Genomic DNA, 20,602 nt, shown 5'->3' on the forward strand with positions numbered 1-20,602 from the left:
CACGATGACGGCCATGACCCGCTTCGAGCCCGATCCCACGGTGAGCATCGCCTCCCGGGCGGCCCGCGCCGCCGGCTGCGCCTTCGTGTCCCTGGCCGTCTGGATGGGCATCGCGTACGCGGTGATCCAGCTGCGCGGCTGCGAGGGCGGGATGGAGTGCCTGGGCGACGCGCTCGGCATCATCTTCCTGTGCCTGATCGGCGCCGCGGTGACCATGTGGCCGCTGCTGCGCCTGGTCCGGGTGCGCCCGGCCTGGGTGGTCGCGCTGGCGGGCCCGGCCGTGGTGGTGCTGCTCGCGCTCGGCCTGCTGCGCCGGCTGTTCCTCGGCACGCCGCAGCTGTGGGTGGTGGGCATGATGGCGGCGTACGCGCTGGCCGCCGTGCTCGCGGACCCGAGGGTGCCGGCGCGGGTGCGGATCATCACGGCCGCCGCGCTGGTGCTGCTGGTCGGCGCCGAGATCGTCATCTGAGTCCCGGGCCTGATCGGCCGTTCAGGTTACTTGGCAGTAGGCTTCGGTCATGCGAGATGCGGTGATCATCGGAGCGGTGCGTACCCCCGTCGGGCGGCGCAACGGCGGCCTGTCCGGCGTGCACCCGGTCGACCTGGCCGGCCAGGTGCTGCAGGACCTCGGCGACCGGACCGGGTTCGACCCGGCCGACGTGGACGACGTGATCCTGGGCTGCGTCTCGCAGGCCGGCGAGCAGTCCTGGAACATCGGCCGCAACGCCGTGCTCGCCGCCGGCTGGCCCGAGTCCGTGCCCGGCACCACGCTGGACCGGCAGTGCGGCTCCAGCCAGCAGGCGCTGCACTTCGCCGCCGCCACCGTGCTGTCCGGCCAGGCCGACCTGGTGGTCGCGGCGGGCGTCGAGTCGATGAGCCGGGTGCCCATGGGCTCGTCGGTCGGCGAGCTGGGCCTGCCCTACGGGCCCGAGGTGCGCACCCGCTACGCGGGCGTGCCGGGCTTCGCGGGCGACGCGCCGGTGCCGTTCAACCAGGGCGTCGGCGCCGAGATGATCGCCGCCCGGTGGGGCTTCGGGCGCGCGCAGCTCGACGAGTACGCGCTGGCCAGCCACGCCAAGGCGGCCGCCGCCTCGGACGGCGGCCTGTTCGCCGCCGAGATCGTGCCGGTCGGCGACGTGCACGCCGACGAGGGCATCCGGCGCGAGACGTCGCTGGAGAAGCTGGGCCAGCTCGCGACCCCGTTCAAGGAGGACGGCGTGGTCACCGCGGGCTCGGCGTCGCAGATCTCCGACGGCGCCGCCGCGCTCGCCGTCACCACCTCCGAGTGGGCCGCCGCGCACGGGTTCACCCCGCTGGCCCGGGTGCACACCGCCGTCGTCGCCGCCGACGACCCGGTCGTCATGCTCACCGCGCCCATCCCGGCCACGGCCAAGGCGCTGCGCCGGGCCGGGCTGTCCATCGCCGACATCGGCGCGTACGAGGTGAACGAGGCGTTCGCCCCGGTGCCGCTGGCCTGGCTCGCCGAGACCGGCGCCGACCCGGCCCGGCTCAACCCGCGCGGCGGCGCGATCGCGCTGGGCCACCCGCTCGGCGCCAGCGGCGCCCGCCTGATGACCACGCTGCTGCACCACATGCGCGACCACGGCATCCGCTACGGCCTGCAGACCATGTGCGAGGGCGGCGGCATGGCCAACGCCACCATCGTCGAGCTGCTCTGACCCGCCCGGAAGTCGCTGGCGCGGGCGGCGAAGCCGCGCTACAACTCCGGTATGGCGGTGACTGCGTTCGATCCCCGGCTGGGTCTGCGTGAGCAGCTGGCCTGCTGGCACGAGGTGACGTCGGCCGCGGCCGGGCACGACGACCCGGGACACCCGGCGCCGCCCGCCTCCGTGCGCTTCGCGGAGCTCGCCGCCCTACGTCCGGACGGCCGGGTGCGGCACTGGCTGGCGTGCGCCGCCGGCACGCCGGTCGGGCTGGCCGAGCTGTTCCTGTCCGATCGGGAGAACCTGGCCTGGGGTTTCGCCAGGGTGACCGTGCACCCGGCGCACCGCCGGGCCGGACACGGCAGCGCGCTGCTGGCGGCGGCCCGCGCCGCGGCGGCAGAAGCGGGCCGGGACACGCTGGTGCTCGACGCGGCGGCGGACTCGCCCGGCCCGGCCTGGGCGGCGGCGCTGGGCGCGCGGCGGGTGCAGCGGCTGTGGGAGTCCGAGGCGGACCTGTCCGTGCCGGTCGCGCCGGGCGACACCGCGCCGCCCGGCTACCGGCTGGAACGCTGGCCGGACGGGGTGCCCGAAGCACTGCTGGGGGCGTACGCGGCGGCCGTCGACGCGATGGCGGACTCGCCCGACGGCGGCCTGGGCTACGTGTCCGCGCCGAACTCGCCGCAGCACGTGCGGGCCGTCGAGCGGCACGCCCGCCAGGCGGGCCGGGCGCGCCGGGTCGTCGCCGCCGTGCACGAGGGCAGTGGGGCGGTGGCCGGGCTGACCGTGCTGGAGTACCCGTCGCTCGCGCCGGAGCTGGCGCACCAGGAGGACACGGTGGTGGTGCCCGCGCACCGGGGGCACGGCCTCGGGCTGTGGGTGAAGGCGGAGATGCTGCGCTGGCTGGCCGCCGACGGCGGTGCGGTGCGCCGCATCCGCACCACCACCGAACCGTCCAACGTGCACATGCTGCGGATCAACGAGCGGCTCGGATTCCGCCGCATCCGGACCCGCGAGCAGTGGACGCTGCCGGTCTGAGCCGTGGCCGAGCCGCCCCGCGACGCCATTCTCCGTTGGTGCTCGTCGATGTCTAAGGCAGACTGGCCGGATGGCCAGGGCGACGCGCGGGGGAGCCCGAGGACGAGCGTGCCCCACGACACGGAAGAAAGGGGCCGACGGATGGTTCTGTCACTCAGCGGCACGAAGATGGCGCACGCCTCCGGCATCCGCAGCATCATGGAGGACATCGCCACCTCCATGCGGGGCGCGTCCACGGGCAGCCTGCTCAACCTGAGCATCGGCAACCCGGCACCGATCCCCGAGGTCGTCGGCACCTGGCGGCGTCTGTTCGACGAGACTCTCGACGCGAGCTTCGCCAGGGCGAGCTGCCTCTACGGGCCGTCGCGGGGCACCGACGACCTCGTCGCGGCGATCGTCGAGTACTTCTCCGGCCGGTACGGCTGGCCGCTGACGCCCGAGCACGTCGTGGTCGGCTCCGGCAGCCAGATGCTCAGCTTCGTCGCCTCCGCCGTGTTCACCGGCCCGGGTGCCGCACGGGACACGAAGACCGTGCTGCCCGCCCTGCCCGACTACACCGGCTACCAGGGGGTCTACCTGTTCCCCGGCGGGGTGGCCGGGATCGCGCCCCGGATCGAGCTGTGCGGGGACCGGCGTTTCCGCTACCACCTCGATCCGGACGCGCTGCGCCGCAGCGACGACATCGGCCTGCTGCTGCTGTCCAGCCCGAGCAACCCGACCGGCCGCTGCGTCAGCCCGCAGGAGCTGGACGCGCTGCTCGAGATCGCCGCGGACCGCGACGTGCCGATCTTCTTCGACCACGCGTACGGCGCGCCGTTCCCGCAGATCGTGGAGACGCCCGAGCCGCCGCGCTGGCACGAGAACATCATCAACGTCTTCACCGTCTCCAAGGCCGGCCTGCCCGGCGAGCGGATCGGCTTCGCCGTCGGCGATCCGCGCTTCATCGAGCCGATGGTCTCGTTCGTGGCCAACTCGACGCTGCACGCGGGCCAGCTCGCGCAGCAGGTCACCGCGCGGGCGCTGGCCACCGGGGAGCTCGACCGCCTGACCGCGGAGGTGATCCGGCCGTACTACGCGCACAAGCGCCGGCTGGGGGAGAAGCTGCTGGCGGACATCCTGCCGGCCGACGTGAACTGGCGGCTGCACGCCGGCACGTCCGGCGGCATGTTCTGCTGGGTATGGGTGGACGAGCCGTGGTTCGACGACCGCGCCCTCTACGCCCGCGCGAAGGAGAAGGGCGTGTTCCTGGTGCCCGGCCGGCCCTTCTTCACCGGGGAGGTCGCCCCGGCCGGCTTCGGCCGCCACGACGGCCGCTGCTTCCGGATCAGCCTCAGCGCCGACGAGCCGGTGCTCACCGAGGGCCTGGAACGCATCGCCGCCGCCCTCGGCGAGCTGCGCGACGCGGGGTGAGCGCGGGCAGCGCGGCGTGATGCGGTAGGGCGAAGGCGCGCGTCCCCCGCCGGGACGCGCGCCTTCGTGACGGTCAGGTCAGTGCTTGCCGCCCTTGTCCTGCTTCCAGGACCACGGGCCGGGCAGGTCCACCCGGTGTGCCCGGGTGCGGGAGTTCCACGACCAGCGGCCGATCTTCAAACTCCAAGAGGACAGACCGCCCTGTGTGAAGTTCCACCGCAGGGGGCCCAGTTTCCACGTCTTTCGGAACAGCAGGCTCATGCGTCCCATGTAACCCTGTGCGCGCCACTCAAAACGTGGTGTCGTGTGCCAACAGTGCGGCGCGGTCGATCGGGTCCACTTCGGTCGCCGCGACGGTGCAGGCGTGCGCCCCGGCCAGCGCGCCGAGGCGGGCGCATTCGTCCAGGTCGCGGCCCTCCAGCAGGCCGAACAGGAACCCGGCGACGAACGCGTCGCCCGCGCCGTTGGAGTCGCGCACCGGCCGCGGCGGCGCCACCGCCGTCCACCGGCGCGCCCCGTCGCCGTCGCGGGTGAGCAGCAGGCCGCCGCGGTCGCCGGCGGTGGCGACCACGGTGTGCGCCCGGCCCAGCTTGAGCACGTGGCGCATGACCGCCTCGGGGTCGGCCAGCGCCGCCGCAGACAGGAACACCACGTCGGCCTGGGCCGCGAACTGCGCGTGGTACGGGTTCTCGCCGTCCCAGTCGTGCAGGTCGGTGGAGACGCCGATCCCGGCCGCGGTGAGCTGGTCCAGCGCGTACGCGGCCGGGTGGGTGATGCACACGTGCACGTGCCGGCAGCCTTCGAGCAGCTCGGCCAGCAGAGGAGTGGGGAAGCGGTCCTGCTCGGCGCCGCGGCTGCCGTCGTACAGCGACAGCCTGCGGCCGTCCGGGCCGACCAGGTTCACCGCGCGCTTGGTGCCGGCGGCCGTGGCCAGGGCGGTGAACCCGCTGCCGGAACGCTGGTGCAGGTCCCGGACCAGGGCGCCCTCGGCGTCCTCGCCGAGCACGTCGAGCAGGTGGATGTGCAGGCCCAGCGCGTGCAGGCCGAGCGCCACGTTGTCGCCGGTGTGCCCGGCCCGGGTGGTGATCGCCGGGACCAGGTAGCTGTCCGCGTACGGCAGGGGCAGCCGCGGGACCTCGACGATGGTGTCGACGCCCGCGCCGCCGAGCACGAGCACGTCGAGAGGGTCGTGATTAGGACCACGCATGTCGCGATGCCTTCCGGGGTAGGTGAGTCGACGTTTCAGCCCGCGCGGCCCGCATCCGGTGCGGTCCGCCGAGGTCGCGACAGGTGCAACGCTGATCATGAGCGGCGCGGCACGCTCCGTCAAGGCCGCCCGGCTCGCCGGGCGCGCCTCGCATCGACTGACTAGGCTGCTGCCTTGTGCTCCGGGCTGCTGCTCGGAGCCTGATGGGGAGGGAAGACACGTGAGAGTACGTCGTTTCGCAGTGGCGGTGGCCGGTCTGGCCACGATCGCGGCACTGGCCGCCTGCCAGAACGAGAAGCCGGCGGCGACGCCCGGCGCGTCCGCGTCCGCGGGTGCCTCCGCGCAGGTCCAGGCGTCGGCCGCGGACGCGCTCACGGCCGCCGGCGCGAAGTTCAAGGACACCACCGTCAAGATGAAGATGGGCATGAGCGGCGCGGCCGGTATCGAGGTCACGGGGAGCCTCGACGGTCCGGGCAAGAAGAGCCTGTCGTCGATGAAGATGGGCGTCGCCGGCACGAACATGAACATCGACGTCGTGCAGATCGGCGACGAGGTGTGGATGAAGATGGCGGGCGTGCCGGCCCTGCCCAAGGACTGGATGCACGTCGACACCGCCAAGCTTGGCGCGGCCAGCTCGCTGCGCTCCTCGATCGAGGACCCGTCGTACAGCGCCAACCTGCTGAAGGTGGCCTCCTCGGTCGAGTGGGACGGCACCAGCAAGATCAAGGGCACCCTGGATCTGAGCAAGGCCGCCGGCGCCAACGCGGCTGCCGCGACGGCGCTCGGCGAGCAGGCCAAGGCGGTGCCGTTCACCGCGACGCTCGACGAGCAGGGCCGCCTGCTCACCATGACCGTGGGCATGGGCCAGGTGGCTTCCGCCGCCGGCGTCGGCGACATGGTGATCACCTACAGCAACTACGGCGAGCCGGTGACGATCGAGAAGCCGTCCGGCAAGATCGTCGAGGCGCCCGCCTCGATCCTGGGCAGCCTCTGACCATGTGATCAGAAACGCCCCACCGCCGAGGCGGTGGGGCGTTTTCCGTGCGGCGGGCCGGGTAGCGGTGGGAACGTTGATCCGTAACCGCCGCTGGAGGTTCGCCGCCCATGGACGCCGAGCAGCTGATCCGGGCGGCCATCGTGGTGACCGCGGCGCTGCTGGCCGCGGTCGTCGCCGGATGGCTGGCCCGCTTCGTGGTACGCCGCCTCGGCCGCCGCCGCTACCAGCACTTCTTCGACAACCTCAGCCGCAGCTGCCGCTGGCCGTTCCGGGTGCTGCTGGCCGTGGTCGCGCTGGTGATCGCGCTGCCGTTCAGCACACTGACCGGCTCGGCCCGCGAGATGGTGCACCACGGCCTGGTCATCGCGCTGATCGGGGCGTCGGCCTGGCTCGCGGTGCGGGTGCTGTTTGTGCTAGAGGACGCCGCGTTCCGGCGGCTGCCGATGGACGTCGCCGACAACCGGCGCATGCGCCGGGCGCGTACCCGCATCGGCATCCTGCGGCGGCTCACCGCCGTCGTGGTGACCCTGCTGGCCATCGCGGCGATCCTGATGACGTTCGCGCCCCTGCGCACCCTGGGCGCCTCGCTGCTCGCCTCCGCGGGCCTGGCCGGCGTGGTCGCCGCGCTGGCCGCGCAGTCCACGCTGGCCCACATCTTCGCCGGGCTGCAGCTGGCGTTCACCGACGAGCTGCACATCGACGACGTGGTGGTGGTCGAGGGCGAGTGGGGCCGCATCGAGGAGCTGCGGCTGACCTACGTGGTGGTGCGGCTGTGGGACGAGCGGCGGCTGGTGCTGCCCACCACGTACTTCACCACCACGCCGTTCCAGCACTGGACCCGCAACGAGTCCCGGGTGCTCGGCGCGGCCGTGCTGCACCTGGACCACCGGATGCCGGTCGGCCCGCTGCGCGCCGAGGCCGAGCGCGTCGTCGCCGCCTCCCCGCACTGGGACAGGCGGGACTGGGTGCTCCAGGTGGTCGACACGACCGAGACCACCATGGTGGTGCGCGTGCTCGCCTCCGCGCCCGACGCGCAGCACGCGTACGACCTGCGCTGCGAGATCCGCGAGAAGCTCATCGAGTACGTGCGCGAGCACCACCCGGAGGGCCTGCCGCGCACCCGGGTGGCGCTCACGCCGCCGGCGCCCGCGGACGGTCAGTAGGTGACGCTCACGCGCCGGTGCTCGGCGTCGACCAGCGCGGCGCCGCCGATCGGCAGGATCAGCTGCGGGTCGGTGTGCCCGATGTCGAGGTCGAACACGAGCACCGCGTCCGGCGCGTACGCGGCCACCGCCCGCTCGACCGCGGCCCGCTGCTCGGCGCGGTAGGCCGCCTTCTGCTCGGGGGTGTGCGGCCGGTCGAAGTGCCACGCCTTGGCCCGGCCGACCAGCACCGCCGCGAAGCGCTCCAGCATGCCGCGCTCGCCCATGTTGCGCAGGGTGCGGAACACCTCCTCGGCGCTCGGCATCTCCTCGGAGGTCTCCAGCACCAGCACGTGCCCGTCGAAGCGCTCCGGCGGCGCCACGAACCCGGCCTGCAGCAGCCAGGACAGGATCTCCAGGCAGCCGCCCCAGAGCGGGCCCTCCACGGTGCGGTGCGCGCCGGACCAGGTCCAGCCCTCAGCGGGCAGCATGCGCGGCTCGGTGTCGCGCAGCGTGTCGTCGGCCCAGTCGTGGGGCTCGTCGCCGTACTCGACGGACGGGGTCAGCTCGAACCGGCCGCTGGTGAACAGGGCGGCGCGCAGGCTGCGCTCGGTCAGCGGGTGCATCCGGCCGGGCCGGGCCAGCGAGGTCATCACCGCGCCGCCGTGGTAGCCGACCACGCCGAGCCCGAACAGGTGGTTGAGCAGGTTGGTGTTGTCGGAGAAGCCGAAGAACGGCTTGGGGTTGGCGCGGATCACCTCGTCGTCGAGGTGGCGCAGCACGGTGATCTGGTCGTCGCCGCCGATGCTCGCGATGATCGCGGTCAGGGACGGGTCGGCGAACGCGGCGGTGATGTCGCGGGCACGAGCGCGCGGATCGGCGCCCATCACCCGGGTGGTCGGGAACTCGACCGGCACCAGCTCGAAGTCCTCGCGCAGCCGCGCCAGGCCCTGCTCGTACACCCCGGGAAAGATCGCGGGCAGCCCGGCGGAGGGGGACAGGACCGCGATGCGGTCCCCCGGGCGGGGTTTCGGCGGGTGGATCATCTCGGCCATGGGCGCAACCTAGCCGATCCGCCCGGCCGCGGCAGCCGGATTCAGTCCAGCAGGCCCTGTTCCTCCGCACGGGTGATGGCGTCGGCCAGCACGTCGAGGTCCACCACCGCGTCGCGGATGGCCGCGGCCACCTCCGCCAGCGGCTCGGGGTCGCCCGCGCGCACCGAGAACAGGTCGGCTTCGGAGTCGAACTCGACCTGGTCGAGCACCTCGGGGGAGCGCTCGGCCAGCAGCACCTGCACCACGCCCTCCCAGGCGTAGCCGTTGCCGAGCCAGCCCTGCTCGTCGAAAATGTCCACATAGTCATCGAAGTCGTCGAACACCAGGCTGTACTCGCCGGAGTCGTGCTCGACCAGCTTGCACGGATCGAAATCGGGGTCACGCGCCATGACCGCGACTATAAGACCGGAGGTGCGTCCCCGAGGTTTCGCCGAAAGGGCGACTTGGGCTCCGCCGAACGGCGAAAAAGAGGCCGGGTCGCGCGTGCGGCGGGGGAGCCCGCGCGGGCCGAATTCTGGGCGGTGTGACCAGCGCGAAGCGTTCTGAGTGGCGAATCAGCGCTTCGCCCATCTGTGCGGCCGCGCGAGAACGTGGCAGGCTTTCTCATCGTGACGATGGTCAGGCAGTGGCAGCGGGTCTCGGCGTACGGGCTGGCGCGCGAGGGCGACACCGTGCTGCTCGTGCAGATCGGCCGCAGTGCCCACGGGGACCTCGGCAAGTGGATGCCGCCCGGCGGCACCATCGAGCACGGCGAGCACCCCGCCGAGACGGTGGTGCGCGAGTTCGCCGAGACCACCGGGCTGGAGGTTCGGGTCGACACGCTGCTGGAGGTCGGCTCCGACCACCGCCAGCTCACCGGCGGCATCGACTTCCACGGCGTGTTCATGCTCTACGGCGTCACCGTGCTCGGCGGCGACCTGCGCCCGCAGCCCGACGGCATCATGGTCGAGCCCAGCTGGCACAGCGCGTCCGAACTGGACCAGATCCCCATGCTCGACGCGGTGCGCGACGTGCTGCGCACCGCGCTCAAGAAGTAGCGGCCGCTCCTAGGAGGGTTCGCCCACCGCCTCGCGCCGGGCTGCGCGCAGCGCCTCGGTCGTGCGCGGGGTGCGCCGGGGCAGGCCCAGCTCCGCGTACGCCTCCGCGACCACCTCGTCCTCGGTCCGGTTCAGGCCGTCGCTCTCGATCCAGCGCACCAGCTCGACCAGCGACTCCTGCGGCACGTCCGTGATCCGCTCCGCGGCGGGCAGCTCCGGGCGCGTGCCGGCGCGCTGCCGGGCCGAGGGCAGCCGCAGGGTCACCCCGTCGGCCACGGTGTCCGGCAGCAGGTCCGCCGCCGACGACACGGCCAGGTCGTACACGGCCCGCGCCTTGGCGATCTCGACCTCGCGCTGCCGGGTCCAGTCCGTCGACCAGATCCGGTGGAAGCGCCAGCCGAGCCGCTCCAGATGCTGCTGGCGCAGCCGGTCGCGGTCGCGCACGGTCGGCGAGGAGTGATACGACGGGCCGTCCGCCTCGATGGCGAGCACCAGCCGGTGCGGGTCGTCCGGGTGGGTCGCCGCGAAGTCGATCCGGTGCCCGCCGACGCCGTGCCGCACGGTCAGCGGGATGCCCGCGGCGGTGAGCCGGGCCAGCACGTCCGCCTCGAACGCGCTCAGCGCCGGGGCGCCGGTGAGCGCGGCGATCTCGCGGCGGCCGCCCGACGCGGCGTACTCCAGGAAGTCGCGCAGCATCACGGCGCCCTCGGCGCGCAGCCGTTGCGGGTCCATGTCCAGGTGGGTGAACGAGCTGACCACGGTCATCCGGCGGCGGGCACGGGTGATCGCCACGTTGAGCCGGCGGTGCCCGCCCTTGGTGTTCAGCGGCCCGAAGCGGTAGAGCATGCGCCCGTCCAGGCCCTTCGGGTAGCCGATGGTCAGGATCACCGCGTCGCGCTCGTCGCCCTGCACCCGCTCGATGTTCTTCACGAAGAACGGCTCGTGCCCGTTCTCGGAGAAGTACGGCTCCAGGTCCGGCCGCTGGGCCAGGGCGCGGCGCAGCGCCGTGTCCACCCGCTCGGCGTGGGTGATGCCCATGGTGATCACGCCCAGCGACTCGGCCGGCCGCTGCTGCGCGTGCGCCAGGATCAGCTCGACCACGCGGCGCACCTCCGCGCTGCCGCTCTCCACCGACGCCTCCGGGTCGGCCTCGCCGGACACCAGCACGTGGCTGATGCAGTCGGCCGCGTCCGCGCCCGGGAACGTGGTCAGCGCGTTGCCGCTCGGGCTGTACACGTGCCGGTCGGAGAAGGCGATCAGCCGCTCGTCCCGGCTGCGGTAGTGCCAGGCCAGGTGGCGCACCTGCGGCAGCGGCAGGGTGTGCGCGAACGCCTGCAGCAGCGACTCGACGTCGTCGCCGAGCGCGGTGCCGTCGTCGGGAATCCCGTCGCCGTCGGTGTCGCCGCGTTGGAAGAAGTTCGTCGGCGGCAGCTGGTGCTCGTCGCCCGCGACGACCACCTGGCGGCCGCGCATGATGGCGGGCACGCCGTCCACCGGCTCGACCTGGCTGGCCTCGTCGAAGATGACCACGTCGAACAGCACCCGGGCCGGCAGCACCTGGCTGACCAGCAGCGGGCTCATCGCCCAGCACGGCTTGAGCGCGGTGAGCGCCTCCGGGGCCTGCTCGAACAGGTGGCGTACGGGCAGGTGCCGGGCCTTCTTGGCGGCCTCCCGGCGGACCAGCTGCTGCTGGTCGGGGAACTCGTCGAGCACGGCCATCAGGTTGCGGGCGGCCAGGTGCCGCACCCGCTGCGCGGCGGCGGTGATGTGCGCGGCGTCGGCGGTGTGGAACTCGGCCACCGCCGCGTGCAGCGCCGCGCCGTGGAACGTGGCCAGGTGCTCGTCGCTGAAGCGCAGGTGCTCCAGCACCGAGCTGAGCCAGGCGTGGTCGAACGCCGCGCCCGCGCGGGCCGTGTCGCCGCCCACGCCGCGCGCGGCCAGCTCGTCCAGCAGCCGCCGGGCCCGCCACTGAACCAGCGAGGCGGCCAGCTCGTTGCGGCGCGCCGTGCGCAGCAGGTCGGCCTGGTCGCCGGCCAGCGCGTCGAGCTGCCGCTGCACCGCGTCCAGGTCGTCGGCGTCCACCGGCACGTACCCGCGCAGCGGCTGCAGCGCGCCGGTGAACTCGGCGAACGCGGCCAGCGCCGGGGCCGTGCCCGGGTCGGTGCGCGGCGGCTGCCCGTCCAGGCTCACCACGCGCCAGCGGGCGAGCTGGTCGGCCGCGGCCACGGCGGCCTGGTGCAGCTCGGCCGTGCTCGGGCGGCCCGGCGCGAGCCAGTGCGCCCGGATCTCCTTGACCACGCGGCGGCGCTGCCAGAAGCCCATGCTCCCGCGCTGCTCGCCGGTGGCGGTCGCGGTGATCCAGGCGGGCAGGTCCGCCGCGTACGCCTGCGGGCGCAGCCGCCGCAGCGTCTCCTCCACCTCGGACAGCAGCGCGGCCATCTTCTGCGCCGAGCCGAGCGTGGCGGGGACCGCCAGCCCCAGCCGTGCGGCGAGCGCGGAGAGCTGCTGCCGGGCCGGGGTGAGCGTGGTCGCGGCCTGCCCGGCCAGCGCGTACGCCAGCTGCGCCGCGGCCCGGTCGGGCACCGTGGAGCGCACCCACGGCCCCGGCCCCGGCGCCGGGTCGAACGCGCCCAGCTGGGCCAGCTCGACCACGATCGCGCGCAGCCGCGCGGCGGCCGGGGCGTCCAGCCGGGCCAGCTCCTCGCCCGCCCAGCGCTGCGGGGTCATGTCCTCGGGCGCGATGCCCAGCAGGCGCGACTGCAGCTCGAACACCGACAGGCCCCACGGCTCGTGCCGGGTGTGCAGCGCGGCGTGGTGGCGCGCGAGCGCGGCGCGGGAGCCGGTCAGGCTGCGGTCGGTGTCCTCGGTCGTGGGGCGGGTCTCGTGGCGGGCCCGCTGCAGGCGGGAGTCCAGGGCGCGGGCCAGCTCGCGGCGGCTGCCCTGGTCGCCGTGCAGGTTCTGCACGAGGTCGTCCAGGCCGACCTGGTGGAGCCGGTCCAGCACGGCGTCGATGGCGGCGCGCTTCTCCGCCACGAACAGCGCGGTGCGCCCGCGCGCGGCCAGCGCCATGATCATGTTGGCGATGGTCTGGCTCTTGCCGGTCCCCGGCGGGCCCTTCACCACCAGGTGGTGCCCGGCCACCGCCGCGTTGACCGCGTAGCTCTGCGACGAGTCCGCGTCCAGCACCAGGAACTCGTCGTCAGGCTCGACCCGGTCCGGCGCGTCGGCCTCCACCGGCGCCTGCGCGTACAGCTCGCTCAGCGCGCGCGGGTCGCCCGCCAGCGCGGCGATCACCTCGCTGCTCTCCAGCAGCTCGCCGTGCTCGGTGATGTCGGCGACCATGGGCAGCTTCTCGTACAGGAACGTGCCCACCAGCAGTTCGGGGGTCACCGTGAAGCCGCGCACGTCCTCCGCGGCCTTCGCGAGCTGCTCGAACGCCGGCGCGGGGTCGTACGGCCCCTCCGGCAGCGCGTCCAGCAGCGCCTCCGGGTCCACCTCCAGCCGGTGCTCCTTGAACAGCTTGAACAGCAGCACCGGGTTGACCGCGGGCTCCGGGTCGACGGTGAGCGCGAACTCGGTCTCCGCCGCCGACGTGGTGCGCACGGTGAGCCGGTGCAGCAGCACGGGGGAGCGCGGCGTGCGCTCGGCCTCGTACCAGGTGGCGAGGCCGGCGGCCAGGTAGCCGACGTCGACGCCGCGCTCCTCGGCCAGCGTGCGCATCCGGGTGCGGATGGTGCGGGTGCGCCGCAGCGCGTCGGCGTGCGCCGCGTCGTCCGGGAACAGCTGCCGCAGCGTCACCGTCCGGCCCGCCATGAGCACGGTGAGCGCCTCGGGCCGGGCCGCGTCCAGGCGCAGCGTGCCCGCCTTCAGATCCCGGTAGTAGGCCAGCTGGTTGCGCCCGGAGTCGTCCACCAGCGCATCGGCCCACCTGCGCGTGGCAAGGGCGACGTGCGACGGGCGCGGCGCGGCGAAGTCATCCGCCTCGGACAGAGTCACGGCCCCCACGATGGCAGACCCCCGCACCCCCAGCCAAGCACCGAGCGTAAGGAAGGGCACCTTGTTATCGGAATACGTAGAGGAAGGGCACCTTCTTGACGCATACCGCCGTGGTCAGAGGTAACAGCCCGTCGACGGCTCCGGGGCGCTGGTGACGAGGTCGCGGTCGCCGCGCTGGAGGGCGAAGAGTTCCGCGAGGGTCGCGCCGCCGGAGCTGAGGCCGACCGTGCTGCCCAGCCAGGCGCTCGCCTGGGCGAAGGGCAGCGGGCCCACCTCGATCTGGGCGAGGCAGCGGCCGGGGCGCACCACGGCGGGGTGCAGGCGGTTCAGGGGCTCGTTGGTGGTCAGGCCGACCAGCACGTCGCGGCCCTGGGCGAGCAGGCCGTCGGTGAGGTTGAGCAGGCGCGACAGCGCCTGGCCGCTGGACTGCTTGGCCGCGGCGGAGATCAGCTCGTCGCAGTCCTCGACCAGCAGCAGGCGCCAGCGGCGCTCCTCCTGCTCGTCGTCGCCGATGGCCACCTCCATGAGGTAGCTGGAGTCGTGGAACAGGTTCTCCGGGTCGAGCACGCAGTCGACCTGGCACCACGGCGACCACGCCTGCGCCAGCGCGCGCAGCGCCGTGGTCTTGCCCGTGCCGGGCACGCCGTGCAGCAGCAGCAGGCGGCCCGAGATCGCCTCCGGGGTGAGCGTCATCAGGCGCTCCAGCGACTCGGCCACGTCGGCGGCGTAGTTGTCCCGGATCTGGCTCCACGCGGGCGTGGTGATCGGCCGGGTGCTGCGCTGCGCGCCGCGCTTGGCCGAGTGGTGCCAGAAGCCCATCGGCACGCTGTCGGTGCGCTCCACGCGCTCCTCCCGGGCGCCGCGGGTGGCGTCGTCGAGGATGCGCAGCGCCAGCTCGTCGGTGGTGGCGGTGACGGTCACCTCGGCGACCCCGCCGCGCCAGCGTGCCGCGCGCAGGGTCCAGCCCTCGCCGGCGGCCAGGTGGCTGCGCAGGCCGTCGTCCGTGGCCACCCGCAGCAGGTGCCCCTCCTCCGGCAGCAGGCGCGCGTCCTTGCGTACGCGGGGCAGGCGGGCGGTGTGGGCGTACGGCTGCTCGCCCGTGCTGAACGGGGCGAGGATCATCGCGTCGACGATGTCCCGGGGTGTGTCCGCGTCATCGAGAGTGAGGCTGGTCGGCAGCTGTGGCAGAGTGCCCATGTCTCGATGATCTCGCATTTGGACGTGGGCTCCTAGCAGTTTTTCCAGCCTGCTGCGGCCGTACGCGTGAACCCGCGCTCAGATTCCCAGCCGCGCCCACGGCCCCCAGATGGCCACCGTCATCCCGTGCAGCGCCAGCACGTTCACGAACAGCGTGTGCCCGTCGGGGCTGAACACGGCGCCCGCGAACTCGTCGCGCTGCCGCGACACCCCCGCGCGGTTGGTGAGCCGGTTGAGCGCGATGTCGATCAGCTCCCCGCGCCGGGTCAGCCCGCGTACGTAGTTGTTGTTCTCGCCGTCCTCGCACACGATCAGGGTGCCGCTGGGGCTGGTGGTGACGTTGTCCGGGAAGTCCAGCCCGTCCACGCGGGGCGCCTGGTAGACCAGCCGCAGCACCTCCTCCGCGCAGTGGTACGCCCAGATCTGCCCGCGCCCGTTGCCGTAGCCGCCGTCGAAGGGCCCGTCGTCCTCCTCCGGCTCGCCGCCGCCCTGCGTGGAGGTGAAGTACACGACGCCCTGCCGGAACGTGGAGCCCTCCAGGCGGGAGAACATCGCCGCGCCGCCGTCGCGCCCCTGCTCGCCGACGTAGCGCAGCGCCTTGTCCTGCGACGTGGGCGCGGGGATGCCCTCCGTGTACGGGAAGCGCGGCGCCGGGTCGTCGATGTCGACCCAGGTCACCGGCAGCACGGTGCCCGGCGGCTGCGCGCACGCGAGATCGGCGCGCGGCCGGTCCTTCACCGCGAGCGCCTGCAGCCGCCCGCCGTCGGCCAGCCCGCGCCGGTCCGCGCGGTACGGGTCCGGCGGGCGCGGCGGCAGGTAGCGGTAGAAGCAGCTGGCCGAGCCGAAGTTGTCCTCGGTCAGGTAGAGCATCCCGCCCTTCGGGTCGTACGCCACCGACTCGTGCGAGAAGCGGCCCGCCGCCGTGATCGGCTCCGGCTCGACCACGCCGCTCGCGGGCACCTCGAAGATGTAGCCGTGCCGCTCGCGCAGCAGGTAGTTGCCCGCCCCGGCCACGTCCGGCCCGTGCACGGTCTCCTCGCAGCTGATCCAGGTGCCCCACGGCATCCGGCCGCCGTTGCAGTTGGTGTGCGTGCCGCTCAGGCTGGTGTGCGCCCGCACCACCTCGCCGTACCGGGTGACCTCGACCGTGGTGGCGCCCGCGCAGGCCGCCGGGTCGTAGGTGACCGCGCCCGGCCCGAACGCCTGCCCGGTGACCTTGACCTCGTGGTTGCGGACCAGGATCGTGTTGCCGCCCGGCGCCTGGAACGCGCCCATGCCGTCGTGGCTGCCCGGCAGCCGGGAGCCGTCGTCGAGCACCACCGGCCACTCCGTGTCGTGGAACGACCGGTATGCGAAGCCCTCCGGCACCCACAGCCGGGCCACCCCGTCCCGCAGGTCGGCGACCGGCCCGACCCTGCTGCGCGGCACCTCCGGCGCGCGCTCGCGGGCGAGGAAGCCGCTGAACGGCCCGGCGGCGAGGAGACCACCCGCCACGGCCGCGCCGCCCAGCAGCGAACGCCGCCTGATCTCCACCATCGGGCTCTCTTCCATGGGTCGAGGGAGCTACCGAGGGTGCAACGAGCGAGGGCTACGCATGATCACGGCGCGCGGCGCTTTCCGGTCCTCCCTCGCGCGCCTCGTGCGCCCCCATCCGGTCCAGCACCTTCGCCGCCTTGCCCGACAGCACCTCGGCCGGATCGAACCCCAGGCTCTGTATCGCCACCAGCGCCGACAGCACCACATCGGCCAGCTCGTCGGCCACCTCCCGCGCCTCGTGAGTCACCCCCTTCCGCGGGTTCTGCCCCTGCACCCCGATCCACGCCCGCGCGACCTCCCCCGCCTCCTCGGTCACCTTGAGAATCCGCATCGTCTGCTCCTGCACCCCGCTTCCCCCGTGCCCGTCGAGCCACCCCACAGCAGCCCCCACAGCCCGCCACACCACCTCATCACCCATGCCGCGCACCGTACCGCCCCCCTCTGCCGCGGCGATCTTGCGCGATCCCTCTGCTGCGGCGATCTTGCGCGGACTGTGGGTGCGACACGCGCTTTTCGGGCAAAGGGGCAACACTTCGCGCAAGATCGACGCGATCTTGTCGGGGGGCGTGGATACGGTGCGCGGCATGGGGCTGGATATGAGCGTGGAGAGCGGGGGGCTTGCTGAGGCGGCGGCCCAGCTGTTGAAGCTGCTGCCGGTGCGGTCCGCGCAGCCGGGGCAGGCGGGGGTGCTGCTGAGTGCGGACGCCGGTGGGGTGGAGCTGTCGGCCTCTGACGGGGAGGTGTGGGCGCGGGTCCAGGTTCCGGCGCAGGTGCACGAGGACGGGGAGGTCGTGGTGTCGCGGCGGGCGCTGGCCGAGACGCTCGGCACGCTCGATGCGCCGCGGCTGCGGCTGTGCGCCGAGGGCGCGCGGCTGGCCGTGCGCACCGACCGGGCCCGGTTCGCCTTGCCCCAGCTCGATCTGGAGGCGTACCCCCGGCCCCCGCACCCGCCGCAGGCGGTGGGCGTGCTGAGCGGCGCGGACTGGCGGGCCGCGGCGGGGCCGGTCGCCTCGGCCGCCTCGCGGGAGGACGCGCTGCCGCTGTTCACGGCGGTGCGGATGCGCTCGCTGGGCGCGACGCTGTCGCTGCTGGCCACGGACCGCTTCCGGCTCGCCGCGGCGCGTCCCGCGTGGCGTGAGGCCGCCGCTGCCGCTGCCGCCGGGCCGACCGGGGAGCCTTCTGCTTCGCTCGACGTGCTGATCCCGGCGGGCCTGGTCGCGGAGCTGGCCCGGCAGGCGGGCCGCGCCGTCGAGCTGACCCTGCACGCCGCCGACGGCCGCTTCGCGCTGTCCTGGCCCGGCTGGGCCGTGGGCACCGCCTCCCTGGCGGTGACCTTCCCCGACCGGCAGCTCGACCAGCTGCTGCGGGTCGAACCCGAGGCGACGGTACGCGTCGACGCCGACGAGCTGGCCGCCGCCGTGGGCCGGGCGGCGCACTACGCCGGTCCGCGCGGCGCGGTGACGCTCGAACTCGGCGACGGCGAGCTGTGCGTGCGCGGCAGCGACCCGCTGTCCGGCGAATCCGCCGAGACCCTCAAGGCCGACCTGCTCGGCGACCGCCTCACCCGGCAGTACCAGGCCCGATACCTGCTCGACGCGCTGCGCCCCTTCACCGGCGCCCCGGTGCGCCTGCAGATCCAGTCCGCCCTGCGCCCGACCCTCTTCACCGCCGCCACCCCCGACCCGGGCGCCGACCTGCGCTACCTCGTCGTCCCGCTCCGCCCCACCACCGACCCCGACCACTGACCCGACCGCCGCCCTGACCCCGACCGCCGCCCAGCCACGGCCCGTGCCGCCCACGCCGGGCGGCCTTGATCGTCCGACTTGCCTGGCACATGGGCGTATCTTGCGGCCGCATTCGCCCATCTGCCTGGCAAGTCCGATGACCTTGGCCGCCGAAGGCGGCCTCGGACGGGGCGGGTGGGGGGGGGAGGTGGGGTGGTTAGAGGGGGTGGGCGGTGTTGGTGGCGCGTTGGTGGGCGGCCAGGGAGACGAGGTCGGGGTACCAGGGGGCGTCGGTGAGGAGGAGGCGGCGGGCCTCGTCGAGGGGGTGGGCGCGCACCTCCAGGACCGTCTCGCCGTCGTCGGGGTTGGCCGGCGGCCGCTCCACGCTGACCTCGGCGTAGCACCACAGCCAGGCCATCTCCGGGTGCGGCTGGTGTGGCCGGTACGGCGCGGGCCGGTCGGACACGGCGTGGTGCGCGCCGATCACGTACAGCGGGCCCTTCAGCACCGCCCCCGCCTCCTCGTGCAGCTCACGCGCGGCGCACTCGGTCACCGTCTCGCCCGGCTCGCGGGTGCCGCCCGGCAGGAACCACACGTCGCGCCCGTCCCGGCAGAGCACCACCTCGTCGCCGGCGAACCCGACCACGTGCACGTTGGTGACCAGCCGGTCCTCGGGCGCGACCACGGAGAAGCGGGCGTCCACACCGGCCCACTCCCAGCGCTGCGGCGCGAACAGCAGCGGATAACGGTCATGAGGGGAAACCACGGCCCGGATCGTAACGCACCGCACCTACCCGACGATCTTGCACGAACTGTTGCCCTTATGCCCGGAACGCGCGTGTCGTACCCACAGTTCACGCAAGATCGCCGGGGGAGAGGGGGTGGGGGGAGAGCGGGTGGGCGGTGGGGGTGGGGAGGAGGTGGAGGAAGGCGTGTTGGTGGTTGCCGGTGGTGCGGAGGAGGTCGCGGGCCTGGGGGAGGGGGAGGAAGGTGGCGGTTACGGGGGCGCCGGTGTCCCAGACGCCGGGGTCGCCGATCATCGTGTGCGGCCAGGTGGGGCGGGGGTCGTCGGTGTGGAGGTGGAAGTAGACGTTGAGGTAGGGGCGGCGGGTGTCGGTGAAGCGGCCGCTCTGGACGCCTACGACGCTGACCACGGTGAGCGGGCCGGTGATGCCGGTTTCCTCGTAGGTTTCGCGGACCATGGCGTCGTTGAGGAGTTCGCCGCGTTCGACGCCGCCGCCGGGCAGGTGGGTGCCGGGGTGGTCGGCGTATTCGAAGACGAGCAGCTGCATGGCGTCGCCCTGGCCGCGGGTGACGTAGCCGGTGACGCGGACGCGGGTGGGGCGGTGGGCGCCGATGCCGCTGACGGAGACGAAGAGGCCGATCTGGACGAGGGTGACCAGGAGGGCGCCGACCGCCCACCAGAGGTGGAAGTCGGCGAGCACGGAGGCGGTGATCAAGCCGAGGCCGAGGCCGCCGGTGATGGGGGCGGCGAGCTGCCACCAGAGGGGGGCCGCGGCGAGGCGGCGGCGGTCGCGCCAGATCCACCACCAGGCCAGGGCGGAGCCGGCGGCGATGAGCAGGGCGCCGACGGTGTCGAGCAGGCCGGGGCCGTGCGCCTCGCTGAACGAGATGAGGCGGGGGCCGTCGTCGGGCAGGGCGAGCAGGAATCCGCCCACCACGGTGCATGCTGCCCAGACGGCGATGACGTGAGTGCGGCGCACCTTCGGCGGCTCCTCCACAGGCGACGGTGACGGATCGACCATAGTGGCGGGCGCCTAACCCTGGGGCGGCGCGTCGTGGTGTCCGGCCACGAGCTCCTGGAGCCAGATCTTGCTCTTGATGACGGGGCGGCGCAGCTGCACCTCCCGCCATGTCGACTTGGCCAGCTTCGCGGCGGCCTTGGGTGTGGCCTTCGTATAGCGCCAGCGGGCCCACGGGGAGTGCGGGCGGGCCAGCCGGATCGCGCCGACGAACAGCAGCACGGGGATGAACAGCCCCAGCAGGCCGGTCCAGATCTTGCCCTTGAGCAGGGTGATCGCGGCGAGGCCGAGGCTGGCCGCGGCGGCCAGGGCGGCCAGCGAGTACGTCGGCATGCCGTCGGGTGTGCCCGCGCGGAGGAAGTCCTCGATGCCGACCGGCCGTACGCCGAGCACCAGCAGCCCGGTCACAGCGAGCGCGACGAAGACCGCGTCGATGGAGGTTCGGCCCTTCTCCGACCAGTACACGTCCTCCAGGTGCAGGATCAGCGCGAACTCGTCGAGCACCAGTGCGGAGCCGACGCCGAACAGGCCGGCCAGGATGGAGCGCCACACGACCAGCTCGTCGGGCACCACGAAACTGCTCACGCCGGACAGCAGCATGAAGATCACGCCGAACACGACGTGGTGGATGTGCAGGCCGTTGCCGGGCGTCACGTTGCCGGGCCACCACTTTACCTGGGCCCGGATCATGCGGACCGAGACCCGGATGAAGACGAAGCCGCCGATCACGCCCGCGAAGAAGCAGAACAGCGGCAGCCGGCCGCTCTCCACGATCGTGCGGCGGAACCACTCCGACACCGCCCCACCCCCGCTTCCGGCACCTGAGTATTCATCGCATT

Annotated in this window: 19 protein-coding genes; 8 read left to right on the forward strand and 11 right to left on the reverse strand. The window is 73.6% G+C overall.

Going from position 1 to position 20,602, the window contains the following annotated elements:
- Positions 1–13 precede the first annotated feature (13 nt).
- The 4 genes from Cba03nite_RS30885 (at position 14) to Cba03nite_RS30900 (ending at position 4,109) form a co-directional block, all read left to right on the forward strand.
- The gene (locus tag Cba03nite_RS30885) at positions 14–469 is read left to right on the forward strand and encodes a hypothetical protein (RefSeq protein ID WP_203753818.1); all 456 of its coding nucleotides are present in this window, start codon (positions 14–16) and stop codon (positions 467–469) included.
- 49 nt (positions 470–518) lie between these two features.
- Positions 519–1,679 (forward strand): acetyl-CoA C-acyltransferase, encoded by a 1,161-nt coding sequence (locus Cba03nite_RS30890; protein WP_203753820.1) that lies wholly within the window; start codon positions 519–521, stop codon positions 1,677–1,679.
- A gap of 51 nt (positions 1,680–1,730) precedes the next feature.
- Positions 1,731–2,699 carry a GNAT family N-acetyltransferase gene (locus Cba03nite_RS30895; RefSeq protein ID WP_203753822.1) on the forward strand — a complete coding sequence of 323 codons (969 nt, stop codon included), beginning with the start codon at positions 1,731–1,733 and terminating at the stop codon, positions 2,697–2,699.
- A 141-nt stretch (positions 2,700–2,840) separates the two neighbouring features.
- Positions 2,841–4,109, forward strand: coding sequence for an aminotransferase class I/II-fold pyridoxal phosphate-dependent enzyme (locus Cba03nite_RS30900; protein ID WP_203753824.1), 1,269 nt, complete (start codon positions 2,841–2,843; stop codon positions 4,107–4,109).
- Between the two features lie 78 nt (positions 4,110–4,187).
- Here Cba03nite_RS30900 and Cba03nite_RS30905 read toward each other — a convergent pair whose 3' ends face one another.
- Together Cba03nite_RS30905 and Cba03nite_RS30910 are read right to left on the reverse strand one after the other, a co-directional pair.
- Entirely contained in the window at positions 4,188–4,370 is a 183-nt protein-coding gene (locus Cba03nite_RS30905) for a DUF4236 domain-containing protein (RefSeq protein WP_203753827.1), read from the reverse strand.
- Positions 4,371–4,398: 28 nt separating this feature from the next.
- Entirely contained in the window at positions 4,399–5,316 is a 918-nt protein-coding gene (locus tag Cba03nite_RS30910) for a carbohydrate kinase family protein (RefSeq protein WP_203753830.1), read from the reverse strand.
- Positions 5,317–5,536: 220 nt separating this feature from the next.
- Between Cba03nite_RS30910 and Cba03nite_RS30915 the strand changes: the two genes are divergently transcribed.
- Entirely contained in the window at positions 5,537–6,310 is a 774-nt protein-coding gene (locus Cba03nite_RS30915) for a hypothetical protein (RefSeq protein ID WP_203753832.1), read from the forward strand.
- A 110-nt stretch (positions 6,311–6,420) separates the two neighbouring features.
- Positions 6,421–7,476: a mechanosensitive ion channel family protein gene (locus Cba03nite_RS30920; RefSeq protein WP_203753835.1), complete on the forward strand. Its 1,056-nt coding sequence runs from the start codon at positions 6,421–6,423 to the stop codon at positions 7,474–7,476.
- Here Cba03nite_RS30920 and Cba03nite_RS30925 read toward each other — a convergent pair.
- Both Cba03nite_RS30925 and Cba03nite_RS30930 read right to left on the reverse strand, forming a co-directional pair.
- On the reverse strand, positions 7,470–8,510 hold the full coding sequence (locus Cba03nite_RS30925) for a S66 family peptidase (protein ID WP_203753837.1): 1,041 nt from the start codon (positions 8,508–8,510) through the stop codon (positions 7,470–7,472). The genes Cba03nite_RS30920 and Cba03nite_RS30925 overlap by 7 nt on opposite strands.
- Before the next feature lie 41 nt (positions 8,511–8,551).
- Entirely contained in the window at positions 8,552–8,899 is a 348-nt protein-coding gene (locus Cba03nite_RS30930) for an Imm51 family immunity protein (protein ID WP_203753840.1), read from the reverse strand.
- 225 nt (positions 8,900–9,124) lie between these two features.
- On the opposite strand from Cba03nite_RS30930, the gene Cba03nite_RS30935 reads away from it, so the two are divergent.
- Positions 9,125–9,547, forward strand: coding sequence for an NUDIX hydrolase (locus tag Cba03nite_RS30935; RefSeq protein ID WP_239126134.1), 423 nt, complete (start codon positions 9,125–9,127; stop codon positions 9,545–9,547).
- A gap of 9 nt (positions 9,548–9,556) precedes the next feature.
- Here Cba03nite_RS30935 and Cba03nite_RS30940 read toward each other — a convergent pair whose 3' ends face one another.
- The 4 genes from Cba03nite_RS30940 to Cba03nite_RS30955 all read right to left on the reverse strand — a co-directional run bounded on the left by Cba03nite_RS30940 (position 9,557) and on the right by Cba03nite_RS30955 (position 16,862).
- On the reverse strand, positions 9,557–13,543 hold the full coding sequence (locus Cba03nite_RS30940) for a PDDEXK-like endonuclease domain-containing protein (protein ID WP_203753846.1): 3,987 nt from the start codon (positions 13,541–13,543) through the stop codon (positions 9,557–9,559).
- A gap of 114 nt (positions 13,544–13,657) precedes the next feature.
- A complete protein-coding gene (locus Cba03nite_RS30945) occupies positions 13,658–14,740 on the reverse strand; it encodes a DUF5925 domain-containing protein (protein ID WP_203753849.1) in 1,083 nt (360 codons plus the stop codon).
- Between the two features lie 78 nt (positions 14,741–14,818).
- Positions 14,819–16,276, reverse strand: a complete 1,458-nt coding sequence (locus tag Cba03nite_RS30950) for an alkaline phosphatase PhoX (protein WP_203753852.1) — start codon at positions 16,274–16,276, stop codon at positions 14,819–14,821.
- A gap of 52 nt (positions 16,277–16,328) precedes the next feature.
- Positions 16,329–16,862 carry a MazG-like family protein gene (locus tag Cba03nite_RS30955; protein WP_239126128.1) on the reverse strand — a complete coding sequence of 178 codons (534 nt, stop codon included), beginning with the start codon at positions 16,860–16,862 and terminating at the stop codon, positions 16,329–16,331.
- On the opposite strand from Cba03nite_RS30955, the gene Cba03nite_RS30960 reads away from it, so the two are divergent.
- Positions 16,861–18,021 (forward strand): DNA polymerase III subunit beta, encoded by a 1,161-nt coding sequence (locus Cba03nite_RS30960; protein WP_203753856.1) that lies wholly within the window; start codon positions 16,861–16,863, stop codon positions 18,019–18,021. The genes Cba03nite_RS30955 and Cba03nite_RS30960 overlap by 2 nt on opposite strands.
- A gap of 196 nt (positions 18,022–18,217) precedes the next feature.
- On the opposite strand, the gene Cba03nite_RS40435 is transcribed toward Cba03nite_RS30960, so the two are convergent.
- The 3 genes from Cba03nite_RS40435 to Cba03nite_RS30975 all read right to left on the reverse strand — a co-directional run bounded on the left by Cba03nite_RS40435 (position 18,218) and on the right by Cba03nite_RS30975 (position 20,561).
- Positions 18,218–18,766: an NUDIX hydrolase gene (locus Cba03nite_RS40435; protein ID WP_275411632.1), complete on the reverse strand. Its 549-nt coding sequence runs from the start codon at positions 18,764–18,766 to the stop codon at positions 18,218–18,220.
- An 88-nt stretch (positions 18,767–18,854) separates the two neighbouring features.
- On the reverse strand, positions 18,855–19,724 hold the full coding sequence (locus Cba03nite_RS30970; protein ID WP_203753859.1) for an NUDIX domain-containing protein: 870 nt from the start codon (positions 19,722–19,724) through the stop codon (positions 18,855–18,857).
- Positions 19,725–19,778: 54 nt separating this feature from the next.
- The gene (locus tag Cba03nite_RS30975; RefSeq protein ID WP_203753861.1) at positions 19,779–20,561 is read right to left on the reverse strand and encodes a hypothetical protein; all 783 of its coding nucleotides are present in this window, start codon (positions 20,559–20,561) and stop codon (positions 19,779–19,781) included.
- Positions 20,562–20,602 lie beyond the last annotated feature (41 nt).

This window comes from Catellatospora bangladeshensis, assembly GCF_016862575.1.
Taxonomy (GTDB): Bacteria; Actinomycetota; Actinomycetes; order Mycobacteriales; family Micromonosporaceae; genus Catellatospora; species Catellatospora bangladeshensis.